Below are 16583 nucleotides of genomic sequence, written 5' to 3' on the forward strand. Positions count from 1 at the left end.
GCCATGCGCGAGCGCGCCAGGGGCAACGGCAGCCGTCGACCCCGGCTAATCCGTTGCGAGGTCGCTCATCGTTGAATCCAGTAAAGAATCGTCGAACCATGCTGTTCGATCTTCAGCACGCGGTATCCGTAGCGCTTCACATCGGCGGGAATGCTATTTATCGACTGGGGACAGTCGCTTAGCACTTCGAGAATCTCGCCGGGCTGCAGATTCGGCATGGTTTCGAGTGTTGCGACCACAGGATAAGGGCACGGCTCGCCACTGAGGTCGAGGCGGAAGTCGGGGGTCAAGGTTTCGTCGGCCATCAGATTGCGCTCCCGGGTTCGGTTTGGCGAAGGGTGCGCGTTTGCGCACGTTCGAGGAAGGTTTTTTCCCACCACAGCAACAGGGCGAACGCGATGACGAGGCCCGCATAAGTCGCGATCAGACCGCCCATCGGCCCCAGTGCATTCAACAGGTTGACCGGAGGATAGTCGAGCACCAGCACCGGAGCGACGCGATCCCAAAGCGCCGCAATCAGCGTTCCGCCCAAAATATTGCCGACGCCGACCCACCAGTAATGCACCTGGCCTTCCATCGCGCGATACATCCAGCCCGTTTCGCAACCGCCTGCAACCACGATGCCGAAGCCGAACATCACGCCGCCGATGATGGCATTCGGACCGGCCCAGAAGATATTCGGCACGACGCCGAGTTGGACATAACTGAAGACCCCGATGGCACTGGCGGCCATGCCGAGCACGATGGTGCGCGCCGTGGTTGTGCGTCCTGTGATCCACATGTCGCGAAACGCCGACGTGAAGCAGATTTGTGCGCGCTCGATCAGCACGCCGAATGCGATGCCAAACGCGGCGGCAAGACCGAGTTTCTCTGCGCCGAAGGCAAGGGCGAGCGAGGCGGCAAGCGCGGCGGCGAATACGGCGACGCCGATGCGGAATTGCCAACGCGGTTGTCTGGCGGGAAGGGCCGATTTCTGGCCAGCCGCCACGCGTTCAAGACGGGGTTCGGCCTTCAGAACTCGCAGCAGCGCTACGCGTGTGCCGAAATACGAGCCGACGATAGTGGACAGCGCAAACAACCATGCATGCAGCGAGAATTGCGGAATGCCCGTGAAAAAGGCCGCGAGATTGCATCCCATCGCGAGCCGCGCGCCGAATCCGGCTATCGCGCCGCCAACGAGCGCCTGGACGATGCGGTGTTGCCTGCGCGGAAAACGGAGCTTGACATTGTTGGCCCACAGCGCGGCGGACAGGCTGCCTGCGAACATGCCGAGCACCATGACGCCGTCGATGCGCGTCCACGGCGCACCGTGCAGCCCGATGATCTTGAAGTAGCTCCAATGCTCGGGATGCAGGCCGAATGCCTGAAGTACATGACCGCCCCAGCGCGTAAATTCGCCGGTTACAGCCCAGAAGGTGCCCGTAATGCCGAAGTAGAACGCAGAGAGCACGCCGGCTGCAATGATCGAGGGGAGTGGCGCCCAAAACCGGATCAAATAATCTTGCTGAATGCGGCGCCATGTCATGATGTGGACTCCAGAAAAGGTAAGCGACTTCGCAAACGGTGGTCATGTTGCCAGCTATTTTTTTTGAAAATATCGAGACTGCCTTTACCTTGCACTTCTGTGTAGCGAAAACGCGAATAATCGCCTGGCATTGCGTTATGCGTGTCGAGGGGCGGCGGCCGTTCTAGAATGTCGCATTCGTGCACCGACGGCCCACGCCATTACCTGAAAACCCCGCATGCAAGCGCCGAGCGCAACTGTTCCCATCTCTCTCGTCAATGGCTTTCTCGCGTCTGCGGGGGCGAAGGCCGAGGTGAGTCACCGCTATCTGATGCAGGCCGGTGTGGCGCCCGAGCTGCTGCACGAACCCGGCGCACGCGTCACCGAAGAGCAGTTTTCCGCGCTCTATCAGGCGCTGGCCATCGAACTCGACGATGAGATGCCCGGCGTTTTCAGCCGGCCGTTTCGCAGCGGCACGCTGAAGTTTCTTTGTTTGAGCCTGCTCGATGCGCGCAACCTCGAAACGGCGCTGCACCGTTTTGGCCAGTTTTTCCATATCGTGCTCGACGATTTCCGGCTCGAATCGCGCCGCAGCGGCCCGGTGGCGCAGGTCGAACTGTGTCCGCATCCCGCTTACGGGCCAATCGGCCCGCTCGGGCAGGAATTGATGCTCAAGCTCGCGCACGGTGTCTCGTCGTGGCTGATCGGGCAGAAGATTCCGCTGTTGCAGGTCGAATTCGCGTGCCCGCAGCCGCCGCACGCGCTCGATCACCGTTACTTCTTTTCAGGGCCCGTGCGCTTTGGTTGTGAATCCACGCTCATGCGTTTCGGTGCGGCGTATCTCGACATGCCGATCCGCCAGAGCAAGCGCAACCTGCGCAACTTTCTCGCACGCTCGCCCGGCGACTGGATTTTCGAATCGTTCAGCGAACAGCGTGTCGGGCACCGCGTCCGCCAGTATCTTGCAGGAACGCTGCCCGATTTGCCGACCATCGAGCAAGCGGCGCAAAACCTGCATTGTTCGGTCCGCACGCTTTGCCGGCGCCTCGCTGCCGAAGACACATCCTTTCAGTCACTCAAGGACGATCTGCGCCGCGATATTGCCATCCTGCGTCTCACCGAAACGCAGGACACGATTGCGGCCATCGCGGGCGACATCGGCTTTGACGATCCCAGCGCCTTTCATCGCGCATTCCGCCACTGGACCGGCAGCACGCCTGGCACGTACCGCGTGCGCGGTTGACGGCAACGCCCCTGCATAGGGACGCGCACGGCACGATGTGGCCAGATTTGTCACCAGGTGGTCCGGTTTGGACAGTCCGTGCGCGTGCCTTTGGCGCTACGATCTGCCGAAACCCGAGTGTGCCCCGCCGCTTTGCCGGCCTGCGGGCGCCGCGTGTTTCCTCATTTACCGCGTCACTGGAAGGACCATCATGAGCTATACCGCCCCCGTCAAGGACATGCTGTTCGTGCTGAAGGAACTGGCCGGCATGGACACCGTCGCCGCTTTGCCCGGTTTCGAGGATGCGAACCTCGACACCGCGCAGGCCGTGCTAGACGAAGCCGCGAAGCTCTGCGGCGAAGTCCTCGCGCCGCTGAACGTGACGGGCGACCGCGCCCCGAGCAGCTGGCACGACGGCGAAGTGACCTCGACGGCGGGTTTCAGGGAGGCGTTCCGCCAGTTCGTCGAGGGCGGCTGGCAAGGTTTGCAGCATCCGTCCGAATACGGCGGCCAGGCGCTGCCCAAGTTGATCGCCACGCCGTGCATCGAAATGCTGAATGCGGCAAACCTTTCGTTCGCGCTGTGTCCGCTCCTGACCGATGGCGCAATCGAAGCGCTGCTCACGGCGGGCACAGACGATCAAAAAGCGCGCTATGTGCCGAAGCTGATTTCGGGTGAATGGACCGGCACGATGAATCTCACGGAGCCGCAGGCAGGCTCCGATCTCGCGCTCGTGCGCTCGCGCGCCGAACCGCAGGCGGACGGTTCGTACCGGATCTTCGGCACGAAGATCTTCATCACGTGGGGCGAGCACGACATGGCGGAGAACATCGTGCATCTCGTGCTGGCCCGTACGCCCGACGCACCGGCTGGCGTGAAAGGCATTTCGCTCTTCATCGTGCCGAAATTCCTCGTGAATGAAGACGGCAGCCTCGGCGCACGCAACGACGTGCGCTGCGTTTCGATCGAACACAAGCTCGGCATCAAGGCGAGTCCCACGGCGGTTTTGCAGTACGGCGACGACGGCGGCGCAGTGGGCTATCTGATCGGTGAGGCGAACCGCGGCCTCGAATACATGTTCATCATGATGAACGCGGCGCGCTTCGGCGTGGGCATGCAGGGCATCGGCGTCGCGGAGAGTGCCTGCCAGAAGGCTGTTGCGTATGCAAAGGAACGCGTGCAGAGCCGCCCCGTCGACGGATCGGCGGCGCAGGCCGTGTCGATCATTCACCATCCCGACGTGCGTCGCATGCTCGCGACGATGCGCGCGCTGACCGAAGGTGCGCGCGCGCTGGCGTATGTGGCCGCCGCGCACAGCGACCACGCGCACCGGCATCCCGACGCAGCAGAGCGCGAGCGTCATCAGGCGATTTACGAGTATCTCGTGCCGATCGTGAAAGGCTGGAGCACGGAGATGGTCAACGACGTGGCGAGCCTCGGCGTGCAGGTGCACGGCGGCATGGGCTTTATCGAAGAGACGGGCGCCGCGCAGTTCTATCGCGATGCGCGGATTCTCGCGATTTACGAGGGGACCACGGCTATTCAGGCCAATGACCTGGTCGGACGCAAGACCGTGCGTGACGGCGGCGCAGTTGCGCGTGCGGTGCTCGCCGAAATTGCGGAGACGATCGAAGCGCTCGCTCAGGCGGATGGCACGGCTGCGGCGTCGATGGGCGCGCAGTTGAAGCAGGGCGCACAGGCGCTTGGCGATGTGGTTGAGTTCGTCGTTGCGAATACGAAGCGCGATCCGAATGCGGTGTTCATGGGCAGCGTGCCTTATCTGAAGCTGGCGGGCATCGTGCTGTGCGGCTGGCAGATGGCGCGCGCGCTGCTTGCATCGACGCGCTGCCACGCAGACGATCCGTCGTTCCATGGTGCGAAGATCGCTGTGGCGCAGTTCTACGCAGAGCACATTCTCCCGATGGCGAGCAGCACCGCGGTGTCGATTCTCAGCGGGCGCGGCAGCCAGAGCGTGCTCGCAATGAGCGAAGATCAGTTCTGAACTGAAGCGGTGTAAAGCACGCCTCGCGTTTGCGAGGCGTGTGCTGTTTACGCGGCTTGCAGTTAGCTCGCAGTTACCTTGGAGTGAGTTTGTAGTTAATTGCCGATAACGATCCGTTGATACATACCGGCTTCGTAATGGCCCGGCACATAACACGCGAACAGGACGTTACGCGTATGGAGCGGATCGAAGCGCCAGACCAACGTTTTGGTTTCGCCAGGCTGAAGGCTGACGACGTTCGGATCTGAGTGCCCCATGCCGGCCATGCCGGGCATCGCCGCCATCTGCTTCATTTCGTTGATATGTTCGCGCCGGAATGCGTCATCGCCGATCGCGAATTCATGCGGCACCTGGCCCACGTTCTTGACGACGAACTTCACCACGTCGCCGCGCCGGATTTCCATGGAATCGAAATTGAGCCGCATTTGATCATTGGCCTCGACGTGGATCGTCTTCGTCACGTCGGCTTCCTGGGCCGGACGGCCAAACGCAAACGCATGATGCGCATGTTCCATATGCATCGCCGGCATCTGGGCAAATGTCGTGCTGGCCTGGAAAAGCGCTGCGGCCAGCATGACCATGGAAAGGGATTTCATCTTCATTGCTGTATTCCTTGCAAACGTGCCGCAACCTGCGCTGCGGCCAGGCGAGGGCGCGCCACCGCTCGGGTTTGGGCGCCCGCTCATGCCGTTCATCGGCGCCGATCAGAAGCGGCCATACAGCACGCCTGTGCGCCCGTCCGCAGTCAACTCATAGACGTCGAGCGTGCCCGGTTGGTACGTGCCCATACCGGGCGCGTGCTGCGGCATGCCCGGAATGGACAGTCCGAGGATAGGGGGTTTTTCGGCTAGCAGGCGCTTGATGGCCGCCACGGGTACATGACCCTCGATGACGTAGTTGCCGATCTTGACGGTATGGCAACTGGCCATTTCGGGCGTAACGTGAAACTGCTTTTCAACGCGCGACATGTCGTCAGTGTTGATCGCCGTGACGGCGAAACCGTTTTGCTTGAGGTAGCTGACGTAGTCTTCGCAGCAACCACAGGTCGGGCTTTTATAAACGATCGCCGGAATGGCGGCCAGGGTGGACATGCTGAGCACCGCCAGCAGGGCGGCAACGAGAGAATGGCGGAATTTGGGCATGATGGCCCCTCCAGCGTGATGGATGTGTCGTCATCGATCCTGGCGTGCGCGAACACGCCGGGACAGCGGGTGCAGTGGACTCAAACCGGCACCGGGGGACGATGGGGCGGGGGGAAGGTGATACCGGTCAGGAGCGCGGGATGTGTCGAAACCCAGGTACTGGAACGCGGTGCAGCCGCAAAGCGCGCGGCGACCATGGCAGGAACCAGCGGGCCGCAAACCGGACAGCAGGACGGTACGCTGCAGGCATTCTTGTGTTGCACGCAGGATTTAACGGGCTGCGCCGTTGCGGCGGAAACGGCGACGTGGTCGCACGCACTGATCGCCATGCCGTGGGTGGCGGCGGCCGGCATGATCGCCGCCGTTGCCCAACCGTTCAGGGCGGGCAGCAGAAACACGATCAGAAGAATGAAGCGGCGCAGACCTTTCATGGCTTTGGGGTGTTGCGTGCGTGAACGGCGAAAAGATGGCCGGACGATTCACGCATGATAGGCGTCAATTGCGAGCGGTGGGGCTTGAAGGATGGATCACGTCGACTAGAACTGCGCTTATTGCCGCGCTTGTTACCGCGCTTGTTACCGCGCTTACTGCGCGCGGCAGCGTTCGCTCACGAACCGGACGAATCCATCATCGGCCATACTGTGTCGACGTAACGTTGCTGGAGTTCACGCCATCATGAAGCCCATTTGCTTTGCAGCGGCCCTCATCGTGTTCACTACCGGCTGTACCTCGGCATCGTCGCCCGCGAATAACCAGACCGTGCGGCCACGTATGACCGGCACAAATGCGTACATTTTACACGCGCCCGAAAGGGTGACGCCCGGCGACGCTGCGGCACATCCGCCGAGGCTCAGCGTCGGCACCAGCTACCCCGATACGCAGCTGATTCTGCCGTGGTTTTTAAACGACATCATTAACTTCGTCAACTATCGGTAGTCTGGTGTACGGGGGCTCTCGGGTGACGAAATCACCTACAGTCAGATCAGATCCCACGGGTATTCGAAGTGAGGGGCGGCGGACAACCTGTTGCTGCCGGTGGCGGCGCTGCAATCGTGTATTCTTCCGATTTCTGGAATTGACTAATCCAGATTCTGCAATTTTTCAAAAGATCGTAAAGAACTAAGCTCCGCTGTTTCTTCCGGAGGGCAACTCGATACCGCTATCGGGATATCGCCCCCCCAGATTCTCCACGGTACATATAAATGAAAAAAATTATTATTTCGGGGGCACTTGGCGTACTTACCGCGGCTGCCACCACTTCTGCCCATGCCCAGAGTTCTGTGACGTTGTACGGTATCGTGGATACCGCATTGCGCTATCAGACGAATGCCGCTGCCGATGGCAAAGACTTGATTAGCATGGTTGTCGGTCCCGAGACGAACAGCCGCTGGGGCTTGCGCGGAACCGAAGATCTCGGCGGCGGTCTATCCGCGATCTTTCGGCTGGAAAATGGCTTTCAGGCGAATAGTGGAGCGCTTCACCAACCAAACACGCTGTTCAGCCGTCAAGCCTATGTCGGCCTGTCGAGCGACCGTTACGGCGCGGTGACGCTGGGCAATCAATATGCCCCGCTCTACGACACCATGGGCGATATATTCGATCCGTTCACCGTGGGCAACTATTGGCAGGATAGCTGGATGTGGAACGGCATCGGCCCGTATCTCACGATCAGCAACAGTATCAAATACAAGTTGAGCACCAATGGATTCAGCATTGATGCAATCTATGGATTCGGAAATCAAGCGGGCGCGGTGGGTCTGGGCAGCACCTATGCCGTCGAATTGACCTATGAGCGCGGACCGGCGTTACTGGGCGCTGGCTTTCAGCAGACTTCGGTGACTCAGGCTCAGGGTAGCGCGATCAACGGCGCAAAGATCAATCTGCTTCACGTCAGCGGCGCATACCAGATCACGCCCGCCGTTCGCCTTTTGGCCGGGTGGCTTCATGCGCAGGATCGTACCGGCACGACCGACGGCAACATGCAACAGTCCGGCGCGCCGAAACTGGCTGGCGTCAGTCCGAATCGAATTGACGACACGCTCTACATTGGCGCGAACTGGCAGGCGACCCGCCCGCTGCTGATTACCGTGGCCGGCTATTACGGGCACACGCGTAACGCCGAACTGATCGACGGCACGCTGGGTTCGGGCATTAACTATTCCGCTACCGTGCTCGCCGAATATTCCCTGTCGAAACACACGGAAATTTATGGCACCGTGGATTTTTCGCGCGGCAATGGCGCGTTTGCCGCCGATTATCCGGGTACGACCGACAAAATCACGGGCGCTGTTGATTCGCTCGGACGAAGCAACAATGTGGGCGCCGCGATTGGGTTGCGCAAGATGTTCTGAACTTCTGCCGCCGCAAATGACATCTTGCGGCGGCAGATCCGGTCACTGCGCCTGCCGTGTCTGCCGTGTTCGCAGTATCAATAGCGCCTGATTGGCGCGCTATCCTCGTTTGCGCAGCGGCTCGAGCAAGTCCCTCAGGCCGTTATGGTCCAGCTCTTGCATCAGTGCGAGCAGCTGGCCGAGTTCGCCCCGTGGGAATCCTTCGCGTGCAAACCAATTAAGGTAATGCCCGGGCAGGTCGGCGATGAGCCGGCCTTTATATTTACCGAAGGGCATGGTGACGGTGACAAGGCGTTCAAGGTCTGGGGCTCGCATGGGGGTATTGTGCACGGCTTTTCATTTGCGCACGTCCGGCCACGGAGTTTCTACCGCGTGCTGGCCGATCTGGCACGACTGAAGGTCGTAAAACGCTGCGCGGGCTTTGCGCAAGCCCGCGCAGTCGTTACGCAGCGCCCGGCTTGCCGCCCTTGCCTGCGCCCAGCAGCAGACGCAGCAGCACCGGCAGCACCACCAGCACCAGCGGCATTTGCACGATCAGGCCTGAGATGATGGCCACCGCGAGCGGCTGCTGCATCGCGCTGCCCTGGCCCAGTGCGAATGCGAGCGGCAGGAGCGCGAGGATTGCGGCGATTGTCGTCATCGCGATGGGGCGCAGACGGTTGCGGCCCGCCGCCTGCAGCGCCTCGTGAACGTCAATCCCTTCGTCGCGCACGAGGCCCTGAAATTCCGACACGTAGAAGATTGCGACTTCCGTCACGATGCCGATGATCATCGTCATCCCCATCATCGCCGAGATATTGAGTTCGATGCCGGTGATCCACAGGCCGATGAAGACCGCGCCGGCCGCGAGCAGCGGCATCGCCAATACGGCTAGCGCCACGCGAAAGCGCTCGTAGAGGAACAGCAGCAGCCCGAACACCAGCGCGAGCGCCGCACCGAACACGGCAATCAGGCCTTTGAAGGCGATCTGCTGTTGCTGATAGAGGCCGCCAAGCTCGTAATAGACGCCTGCGGGCAGCAGGTTCTGATCGGCGAGCGCGTGCTGCACGTCGGCGATGGTCGAGCCGAGATCGCGCCCGTCGATGCGCGCCGTCACCGCCACCATGCGCTTGAGATTGTCGCGGCTGATCTCGGGCTGGCCGCTCACCGTCACGCGGTCGGCCACGCGCGACAGCGCGAACATATGCCCGTCCGGCGCGCGTATCGGCAACTGGCTGAGCGCGGTATCGGTCATGTGCATCGCGCCCCGTGCGCGCACGCGCACGCCGATACTCTTCGGGCCGTCCTGATACTGCGTGGCCACGTTGCCGTCGAGCAGATCGTTCACCTGCTGCGCGATGGCCTGCGGGTCCATGCCCTCGGCGGCCGCAGCATCGGCGCGGATGTGCAGATTGACGGCGTCGCCAGCAGGGTTGATGCCGTTATCGACGTCGACAATGCCGGAAATCTTGCCGATGCGCGCGGCGATGCGCTCCGCGGTGTCATCGAGAACGTTCTGGTCGTCGGAATAGATCTTGATCTGCACGGGCTGCGGCACATCCGTGAGGTCGCCGATGAGATCCTCCATCAACTGCGCAAGCTCGATGCTCACACCCGGAACCTGTGTTTCGACCTGCGAACGGATTTCCTCCATCACGGTGTCGATGGGTTCGCGGTTGCCCGACTTCAGCCGCACGAAGAAGTCGCCCATGTTGGGTTCGTTGAGGTCGCCGCCCAGACCCGCACCCGTGCGCCGCGAGTAGGTCGCCACGTTTGGATTGGCGCGGATGATCGCCTCGATCTGCTGCATCAGGCGATCGGTCTCGGTGATCGAAGTGCCGGGCTTCGTGTGGTAGTCGAGCACGAAGCCGCCTTCGTCCATCGACGGCATGAAGCCGCTGCCTACGCGCGTGAACGCTAGCGCCGCAACGAGCGCCAGCGGCACGATGAACGCAAGCACCCACACGGGCCGCGCGCTGACGGCCGCGACAATGCGGCGATACCGGTCGTTGAGCCACGCAGCGAAGCGTGTTTCGCTGTGCTCTTCGGCGTCTTTCGCGGTGAGCCAGTGGTCGCACAGAATGGGGATGGCCAGCCATGTCACGAGAAACGAAATGAAGAGCGCGCTCGCCATGGTGATGGAGAGCGCCTTGAAGAACGCTCCCGTCACGCCCGAGAGAAACGCCAGCGGCACGAAGATGATGAGCGTGGCTGCCGAGGAACCCGCCAGCGGGCGCGTGAATTCGAGCGCCGCGCTCATCACGCGGCCATGGAATGCGTGAGCGCCGGCCTCGCGCACGCGCCGCGCGATGTGCTCGATCATGACGATGGCGTCGTCGATCACGAGGCCCACGGCAGCGGCCATGCCGCCGAGCGTCATGATGTTGAAGCCCATGCCGAAGAGGTCGAGCATGAGAATCGTCGCGGCCATGACAACAGGCACGAGCGCGACGGCGATCAGCATGACCTTCACGTTGCGCAGGAACACGAAGAGCGTGAGCGCGGCGAGCACGAGGCCGATCATGATGGCGTCGCGCACGCTCGTGGCCGAAGCGATCACAAGCTCGCTCTGGTCGTACCAGTTCGCGAGATGCACGCCCGCCGGCATCTGTTTGTCGAAGCTGGCGAGGCGCGCGCGGATGGCCTGCGCCATCGCCACGCTGTTCGCGCCCGGCTGCTGGAAGACATTGATCAGCACGGCATCCTTGCCGTCTGCCGTCACGCGCATCCACTGGGGCACGACGCCCTGCGCGACCGTTGCAATATCGCCGAGACGCACCTGATTCGCCCGGTTCGCATCAGGCGTGGCGACCACCACGTTCTTCAGCGCGTCGAGGCCGTCCAGGGCGGTGTTCGCGACCACGAGGCAGAGCTTGTCGTGGTCCTCGATGCGCCCGGTGGCCATCAGCACGTTGCCCGCACCGATCGCGCGCGAGACATCGGCAACCGAAAGCTTGTACGCCGCGAGGCGGGCCGGATCGACGGCGACTTCGAGCTCGTCGCGCGCGCCGCCCATGACATCGACGCGCGCCACACCGTCGACCGACGACAACAGCGGACGCAACTGGAATTGCGCGAGATCGTGGAGTTGCGAGAGCGAGAGTCGCGACGACGTGAGGCTGTATGCGAGCACGGGAAAGACGGTCGGGTCCATGCGGCGCACCTGCATGGTCGTGCCCGGCGGCAGCGTCGCGAGGATCTCGGCAATCGCCGACTGCGCCTGCAACGTGGCCTGCGACATGTCGGTGCCCCAGTCGAAGTTCAGCGAAATTTGCGCCGAGCCCCGGCTGGTTGTCGATTTCACGTCGCGAACGCCCGGCACGCGCCGCAGCGCTTCTTCGACGGGCACGGTGACGAGCGTGGCCATCTGTTCGGCGGGGCGGTCGCCCGCATCGAGCGAGACGACCGCGCGCGGAAACGAGACGTTCGGAAAGAGCGAGATCGGCAGACGCAGGCCGGTGAGCGCGCCTGCGATGGCGCCAAGTGCGATCACGAACAACAGGGAGCGCCGGTGGCGCTGCATCCATTCGCTGAAAGTCATTGCGCGCCGCCTCGCGCGACGCGCACGGCCATACCGTCTTCGAGTTCATAGTTGCCGCTCACAACCAGACCGCGTGTGGCGTCGAGCGCGCCGTCCACGCCGTACGTACCGCCGTGCTCGACTTTCACGGTCACGTTCACGCGGTGCGCCTTGTTACCCGGCATCAACTGATACACGTACTGGCCCCTGGCATCCTGCAGCACTGCGGCGCGCGGCACCTCCCACCAGGTGCCCGTCTGCGTGTCGATCTCGGCGCGCACGCGCATGCCCGGCAGGAACGCCGTGCCCGCGAGCGGCACGCTGGCGCCGACATTGACGAGCTGGGTCTGCGCATCGACGGCCGCCCCCACCAACGCGACCTGACCTTGCGCCTGCGCGGACGTCTGCGCGGCGGTTAGCGGATGCAGCACGACGCGATCGCCTGCGTGGATCGTTGCGGCGTCGGCGGCTTCCACGCCGAGCGAGACGTTGGCCGCGTGCACGCCGGAAGCGTTCATGCCGACCAGTTGCGCGAGCAACGTACCGGCCTGCACCTGGTCGCCGGGTGCGGCACTCATCTGCGAGACCACGCCGGCGGCTGGCGCGGTAACGGTTGTTTCGCCCGCTGCGATGCCCGATACCTTCTGTGCGGCGAGCGCCTGCTGAGCGTCGTCGAGCGCTTTTTGCGCGGTGTCGAGCTGCGATTGCGTGGCGAGGCCGTCGCGAAAGAGGGCCTCGGTGCGCGAGAGCTCGCCGCGCGCGAGCGTGGCAGCGCTCTTCGCCTGGGTGAAGGCGACCACTGCGGCGGAATCGGCCTGCACCACGACAAGCGGTGTGCCGCGTGCGACCGTCTGGCCCGGCTGTACCAGAACGCGCGTCACACGCGCCACGTAGGGCAGGCTAACGGTGACCGAATTACCGGCGGTGCTGCCGACCACGCCATAAGCGACGACCCTCTGAGAGACGGGCTTGCGCATGACCGGCACGATCTGCACGGCAACAGAGGCCGCAGGTTTGGCGTCAGCGGCATCATCGGCGTGCGCGCTGCGCGCGTACAGGAGCGCAGCGCCGGCAGCGAGCGAGGCGGCGGCGCACAGGGCGTACACGGCGGCACGCAGGGAAAAGTAGCGTTCTGGCATGGGCATCATCAGCGATTGGCAGGAGCATTCGTGGCGGCGTCCGCGGAGGCATGCGTCGGGCCGTTGGTGTTGTCGTGCGCGGCGGGTGCATCGGCGTACGGATCGGGGATCGCGCTGCCGAGCAGCGCTTGCAGCGAAATGCGCTGCTCGGCGAGTGCCTCGCGAGCCGTGGCGGCATCCACCTGACGTGCGAGCGCGGCGCTTTGCGCGTCGACGTATTGGCCGAGCGCGATGTTGTGCGCCGCGTAGGCGTCATGCGCGCGGGCAGCCGCTTCGTTCAGCGCGGGCAGGGCTGCATCGTCCTGTGCGAGCTGTTGCCCGGCGCGTGCGTTAGCGGCGCGCAGATGCGCGATATCGGCGTAAGCGGTGTTCAGGCGGTCCTGGTATTCGTCGGCGAGACGCTGGCGCGTGGCCTGCTCGATGGCGATATTGCCGCGATTGCGGTTGAACACCGGAAGCGTGAGATTGATGGCGAAGCCGCTCGTGTAGATTTCCGATGTGTCGCGCTGACGGGTAAAGCCGACCGAAAGGCTCGGAAACTGATTGAGGATCGCCGCGCGGTACTTCTGCTCTTGTGCTTCGTAACCGGCCTGCAACGCGATCAGATCCGGCCGGCGCTGCGGTAGCGCTGCGACGGCGGCGTCCAGCGTCGACGCGTCGAGGGGCTCGACCGTGGCCGCGCCGACGAGCGGCAGATCGACTTCCGGCGCGAGGCCCAGCAAAGCGTTCAGGTCGTGGTGCGTCTGCTCGCGTGCTTGCTGCATGTCGGCGTATTGCTTGCGCGCGTCCTGCCAGGCCGTGAGGGCGGCGGTCGTGGTGTCGGCGGTCACGTTGTGCTCGCTCGCCGCGTGCGCCGTGCGCACGTAGCGCGTCTGCGCGAGTTCGGCCTGTTGCGCGAGCAACGGCAGCACGTCGTCCTGGAAGCGCGCCTTCACGAAGAGCTGTCGCGCCTGCGCCACCACCTGCCATTCCTGCCAGAGCAGGCCGAGGTCGGTCTTGCTCACCGTAGCATCCGCGGACTTTTTGTTCGCGCTGCGCGTGACGATGGCCATGACGTCCATGCTCAGGCCGTAGCTGAATGCACGCGAAAATCCGGCCGCGCCAGGATAGTCGCTCGATATGCTGACCTGGGGATCGGGCAGCAGTCCCGCCGAAAATGCCTGCGCCTGCGCGATGCCGAGATCGTCGCGCGCGAGCCTGAGATCGGGATTGTTCGCGACGGCCAGTATCGCGACGTCTTCCATGTCGAAGCCATCGGATGGATCGAAGCGATGCGCGGCGAGTTCGGGCAGCGGCATCTTCGCCGGATCGATCTGTACGCGCGCAAGTGCGGCCTGGGTGAGCAGCGAGTCGCTCGACGGCAGGGGCTTTGCATGATAGACGGCGCAGCCGGAAAGCAACGCGGTGGCAGACGCCGTTGCGGCTAGCGCGACACGGATAGAGGAAGCAGTGGCGCTGCCGACGCGATTGCGCGGCGCGCGAGGTAAAAGGCAAGGCAACGTGCGCTCCCGGAAGCAAACCTGGGTTGCGGGGAGGCAACGTGCCGCCCGCGAAATCGGATTGTCGCAAGCTTTTAGGGCTACGCGGCAGACTCGCGGGGAATTCTATGGGGCAGATGCTTATGCGATCCTTAAGCGCTGCGCGTCACCGATCCAGCATATGGCTTTCAGCGTGCGCATCGGCTATGGGTTCCGGTGCAAAAATGATCGGCGTGTCCGGCCTCCTCCAGGAAACAACGACCTCGCGGGGCCTGCAGTAGAACCTCACCGTTGCGGCTGCAACAGCCCCCAGCTCACGAGAATCGCCTGGATGCTGCGTGCGTAGGCGTCGCGCTCGTGCGGCGATTCCGAGTGATAGGCGCCGATGGCGCGCCACGTGTTGCCGTACCGCACCATCTTCTGCTTGAGCAGCCAGGCGGCCACGAAGATATTCACGCACGGGTCCGTGAGCGCGCGGTGCGGAATGCCCCGGCTTTCGAGTTCCGGAAAGTGGATCGAATTGATCTGCAATTGCCCCACGTCGATCGAACCGTTGGCGTTACGGTTGATGGCGGTGGCATCGCCTTTCGATTCGCGCCACGCCACGGCACGCAGCACGAGCGGATTGACGCCCTGGTAAGCGCCGGCTTTGTCGAAGCAATCGTCGGCGGGCGCGGCGGCTTGTGCGGCCGAACTGCCGAGTGCCAGTAGTGCCAGTAGCGCCGCCCAGGCGCATACGGCCCACAACCGCAAAGGGCGGAAGGTGTTGGTTTTTTTCTGATCCACGGGTCGGTGCTCCAGGTTCTGCTTTACTGCGCCAGTGCGGAATCGAGCCTTTGCTCGATGTCATGGAGATAGGTGCGCGACGCATCGGAGACGACGAGGCGCGGCATCGGCATCGCGCAGCGGCATTCGTGCTGGCGCATCTTTTTCTTGCCGTGCGACGTCGAGTGCGGCGCGGGAAGTTCGTCGTCGTCGCCGGTGGCGGGCGGCAGCATGGCGAGCGAGGGCAGCGGCGGGTAGACCTTGTCCGCAGAGGCTGTGGCGGCAGCGGTTGCAGGCGCGCCGACGGCAGGCTGGCTGGCCCATGCGGCTGAACTCAAGCACAGCGATAGCGCGGCGAAAGCAATCAGGCGCATCGTCTCAGCTCCCCGCATGTTGCGGCTCGATCGAGACGCTGTACGTCTGGTTCGCGCCGGCCGTAAGGTTTTCGAGCGTGGGTTTGAGCCCGTGCTGCGGCACTCCCCGCCAGATCGCCAGGTTGATGTACTTGAAGTCCTGGGCCAGCGCCGTCACGCGGATCACGGTGGGCTGCTTCTGTGAGGCGGCGAGCGCGCCCGCCTTGGCGAGCACCGCAGTCAGTTGCGGATCGCGTGCGCCGAGTGCATCGGCGGGAATGTCGAACTTCATGATCACGTTCGACACCGCAGGTTTCTCGGTTTGAGCCATGTTGGGCCGCTGCAGTTGTGCGCAGCCTGTCATGAACATTACGGCTAGTAAGAGCACAACGCGCGTCACGTCGGGCCTCCAAAGTTTCGTGGCGATGTACGCGTTTTCGGCGTGGGACGGTGAGACTTGAGACCTTGACAGCAAACGTTTGCCAAAAAGTAGGAGTTCGCTCTTGCGGCGTCGCTTCCCGGAACGTCGCTGCAGCGCACCGCTGCCTTCACGCAAAGAACTGCTTGCCCTGTCCGGTAAAGCCACCGTCATGAAGATTCGTAAGGCTGCAAGTGGCGAGCTTGATTCTCATTTCGCCTCGTTTGCGCCGCGAATTCGTCCGATGAATTATTTAACTGCAGTAAATAAGGAGGCGTGGTACCTGCGTTCGCTTCCAGGCGTCGCGACCGTCCCTTGTGGGGTGTCAACTATCGGCACAATCCTTATCGGCGCCATTAAACTCGCGATGCTTCAATCCAATCTCGAGGAAGTTTTCAATGGCACATATTCCCGACGCTCTGCTCGGCCTTGGCAGAATCAACGGCGAGCGCTGTGACGTCACTGTTGCTACGCGGAGAAATCACAGCAGTCCGCTGCACACGCATCCCACTACCAATTACGTGCTGGTCAGTGCCGGCACGCTCCACCTGACGCTGGACGGCACCGAACGGCCGGTGAGCAGCGGTGAATGGTGCGTCATCCCGGCTGGCGCCGAGCATGCAGAGCGCTTCGAAGAGGAAACTTCAGTGCTGGTGTTCTGGGTGAAGGAACAAGCCGCGACCGCCTGAATTAAAACCGCCCGCCACGGG

At 63.0% G+C, this 16583-nt stretch carries 17 protein-coding genes; 5 read left to right on the forward strand and 12 right to left on the reverse strand.

The features are described 5' to 3' along the window. Nucleotides 1-65 precede the first annotated feature (65 nt). The gene (gene yedF, locus EPN59_RS07185; protein WP_293033950.1) at nucleotides 66-305 is read right to left on the reverse strand and encodes a sulfurtransferase-like selenium metabolism protein YedF; all 240 of its coding nucleotides are present in this window, start codon (nucleotides 303-305) and stop codon (nucleotides 66-68) included. Continuing rightward, a complete protein-coding gene (gene yedE / locus EPN59_RS07190; protein WP_293033949.1) occupies nucleotides 305-1525 on the reverse strand; it encodes a selenium metabolism membrane protein YedE/FdhT in 1221 nt (406 codons plus the stop codon). Before yedE ends, yedF begins: the two co-directional genes overlap by 1 nt. Before the next feature lie 217 nt (nucleotides 1526-1742). On the opposite strand from yedE, the gene EPN59_RS07195 reads away from it, so the two are divergent. Together EPN59_RS07195 and EPN59_RS07200 are read left to right on the forward strand one after the other, a co-directional pair. Continuing rightward, entirely contained in the window at nucleotides 1743-2747 is a 1005-nt protein-coding gene (locus EPN59_RS07195) for an AraC family transcriptional regulator (protein WP_293033948.1), read from the forward strand. Between the two features lie 190 nt (nucleotides 2748-2937). Further along, nucleotides 2938-4728: an acyl-CoA dehydrogenase gene (locus tag EPN59_RS07200; RefSeq protein WP_293033947.1), complete on the forward strand. Its 1791-nt coding sequence runs from the start codon at nucleotides 2938-2940 to the stop codon at nucleotides 4726-4728. A gap of 95 nt (nucleotides 4729-4823) precedes the next feature. Here EPN59_RS07200 and EPN59_RS07205 read toward each other — a convergent pair whose 3' ends face one another. From EPN59_RS07205 to EPN59_RS07215, 3 genes are all read right to left on the reverse strand, one after another. Continuing rightward, nucleotides 4824-5423 carry a hypothetical protein gene (locus EPN59_RS07205; protein WP_293045783.1) on the reverse strand — a complete coding sequence of 200 codons (600 nt, stop codon included), beginning with the start codon at nucleotides 5421-5423 and terminating at the stop codon, nucleotides 4824-4826. 9 nt (nucleotides 5424-5432) lie between these two features. After that, complete coding sequence (locus tag EPN59_RS07210) at nucleotides 5433-5870, reverse strand: DUF411 domain-containing protein (RefSeq protein WP_293033945.1); 438 nt, start codon at nucleotides 5868-5870, stop codon at nucleotides 5433-5435. 80 nt (nucleotides 5871-5950) lie between these two features. Further along, nucleotides 5951-6301: a hypothetical protein gene (locus EPN59_RS07215; RefSeq protein ID WP_293033944.1), complete on the reverse strand. Its 351-nt coding sequence runs from the start codon at nucleotides 6299-6301 to the stop codon at nucleotides 5951-5953. Between the two features lie 244 nt (nucleotides 6302-6545). On the opposite strand from EPN59_RS07215, the gene EPN59_RS07220 reads away from it, so the two are divergent. Both EPN59_RS07220 and EPN59_RS07225 read left to right on the forward strand, forming a co-directional pair. Continuing rightward, a complete protein-coding gene (locus tag EPN59_RS07220; RefSeq protein WP_293033943.1) occupies nucleotides 6546-6806 on the forward strand; it encodes a hypothetical protein in 261 nt (86 codons plus the stop codon). A 266-nt stretch (nucleotides 6807-7072) separates the two neighbouring features. Continuing rightward, nucleotides 7073-8221 (forward strand): porin, encoded by a 1149-nt coding sequence (locus tag EPN59_RS07225; RefSeq protein WP_293033942.1) that lies wholly within the window; start codon nucleotides 7073-7075, stop codon nucleotides 8219-8221. 99 nt (nucleotides 8222-8320) lie between these two features. Here EPN59_RS07225 and EPN59_RS07230 read toward each other — a convergent pair whose 3' ends face one another. From EPN59_RS07230 to EPN59_RS07260, 7 genes are all read right to left on the reverse strand, one after another. Continuing rightward, entirely contained in the window at nucleotides 8321-8536 is a 216-nt protein-coding gene (locus EPN59_RS07230) for a DUF3820 family protein (protein ID WP_293033954.1), read from the reverse strand. A gap of 127 nt (nucleotides 8537-8663) precedes the next feature. Continuing rightward, nucleotides 8664-11741, reverse strand: a complete 3078-nt coding sequence (locus EPN59_RS07235) for an efflux RND transporter permease subunit (protein ID WP_293033941.1) — start codon at nucleotides 11739-11741, stop codon at nucleotides 8664-8666. After that, nucleotides 11738-12859, reverse strand: coding sequence for an efflux RND transporter periplasmic adaptor subunit (locus tag EPN59_RS07240; RefSeq protein ID WP_293033940.1), 1122 nt, complete (start codon nucleotides 12857-12859; stop codon nucleotides 11738-11740). Before EPN59_RS07240 ends, EPN59_RS07235 begins: the two co-directional genes overlap by 4 nt. Before the next feature lie 8 nt (nucleotides 12860-12867). Continuing rightward, a complete protein-coding gene (locus EPN59_RS07245; protein ID WP_293033939.1) occupies nucleotides 12868-14259 on the reverse strand; it encodes a TolC family protein in 1392 nt (463 codons plus the stop codon). 363 nt (nucleotides 14260-14622) lie between these two features. Further along, the gene (locus EPN59_RS07250) at nucleotides 14623-15123 is read right to left on the reverse strand and encodes a lytic transglycosylase domain-containing protein (protein WP_293033938.1); all 501 of its coding nucleotides are present in this window, start codon (nucleotides 15121-15123) and stop codon (nucleotides 14623-14625) included. A gap of 23 nt (nucleotides 15124-15146) precedes the next feature. Further along, nucleotides 15147-15476, reverse strand: a complete 330-nt coding sequence (locus EPN59_RS07255; protein ID WP_293033937.1) for a hypothetical protein — start codon at nucleotides 15474-15476, stop codon at nucleotides 15147-15149. Nucleotides 15477-15480: 4 nt separating this feature from the next. After that, nucleotides 15481-15855 carry a hypothetical protein gene (locus EPN59_RS07260; RefSeq protein WP_293033936.1) on the reverse strand — a complete coding sequence of 125 codons (375 nt, stop codon included), beginning with the start codon at nucleotides 15853-15855 and terminating at the stop codon, nucleotides 15481-15483. A 416-nt stretch (nucleotides 15856-16271) separates the two neighbouring features. Here EPN59_RS07260 and EPN59_RS07265 point away from each other — a divergent pair, with 416 nt between their 5' ends. After that, entirely contained in the window at nucleotides 16272-16562 is a 291-nt protein-coding gene (locus EPN59_RS07265; protein ID WP_293033935.1) for a cupin domain-containing protein, read from the forward strand. Nucleotides 16563-16583: the final 21 nt, after the last annotated feature.

Source organism: Paraburkholderia sp., assembly GCF_004298475.1.
In the GTDB taxonomy this organism is placed as follows: Bacteria; Pseudomonadota; Gammaproteobacteria; order Burkholderiales; family Burkholderiaceae; genus Paraburkholderia; species Paraburkholderia denitrificans.

What these genes read in the sequence shown, in the direction of transcription:
- yedF (WP_293033950.1), bottom strand. Translation starts at nt 305, where the DNA reads ATGGCCGACGAAACCTTGACCCCCGACTTCCGCCTCGACCTCAGTGGC.
- yedE (WP_293033949.1), bottom strand. Translation starts at nt 1,525, where the DNA reads ATGACATGGCGCCGCATTCAGCAAGATTATTTGATCCGGTTTTGGGCG.
- EPN59_RS07195 (WP_293033948.1), top strand. Translation starts at nt 1,743, where the DNA reads ATGCAAGCGCCGAGCGCAACTGTTCCCATCTCTCTCGTCAATGGCTTT.
- EPN59_RS07200 (WP_293033947.1), top strand. Translation starts at nt 2,938, where the DNA reads ATGAGCTATACCGCCCCCGTCAAGGACATGCTGTTCGTGCTGAAGGAA.
- EPN59_RS07205 (WP_293045783.1), bottom strand. Translation starts at nt 5,423, where the DNA reads ATGAACGGCATGAGCGGGCGCCCAAACCCGAGCGGTGGCGCGCCCTCG.
- EPN59_RS07210 (WP_293033945.1), bottom strand. Translation starts at nt 5,870, where the DNA reads ATGCCCAAATTCCGCCATTCTCTCGTTGCCGCCCTGCTGGCGGTGCTC.
- EPN59_RS07215 (WP_293033944.1), bottom strand. Translation starts at nt 6,301, where the DNA reads ATGAAAGGTCTGCGCCGCTTCATTCTTCTGATCGTGTTTCTGCTGCCC.
- EPN59_RS07220 (WP_293033943.1), top strand. Translation starts at nt 6,546, where the DNA reads ATGAAGCCCATTTGCTTTGCAGCGGCCCTCATCGTGTTCACTACCGGC.
- EPN59_RS07225 (WP_293033942.1), top strand. Translation starts at nt 7,073, where the DNA reads ATGAAAAAAATTATTATTTCGGGGGCACTTGGCGTACTTACCGCGGCT.
- EPN59_RS07230 (WP_293033954.1), bottom strand. Translation starts at nt 8,536, where the DNA reads ATGCGAGCCCCAGACCTTGAACGCCTTGTCACCGTCACCATGCCCTTC.
- EPN59_RS07235 (WP_293033941.1), bottom strand. Translation starts at nt 11,741, where the DNA reads ATGACTTTCAGCGAATGGATGCAGCGCCACCGGCGCTCCCTGTTGTTC.
- EPN59_RS07240 (WP_293033940.1), bottom strand. Translation starts at nt 12,859, where the DNA reads ATGCCAGAACGCTACTTTTCCCTGCGTGCCGCCGTGTACGCCCTGTGC.
- EPN59_RS07255 (WP_293033937.1), bottom strand. Translation starts at nt 15,476, where the DNA reads ATGCGCCTGATTGCTTTCGCCGCGCTATCGCTGTGCTTGAGTTCAGCC.
- EPN59_RS07265 (WP_293033935.1), top strand. Translation starts at nt 16,272, where the DNA reads ATGGCACATATTCCCGACGCTCTGCTCGGCCTTGGCAGAATCAACGGC.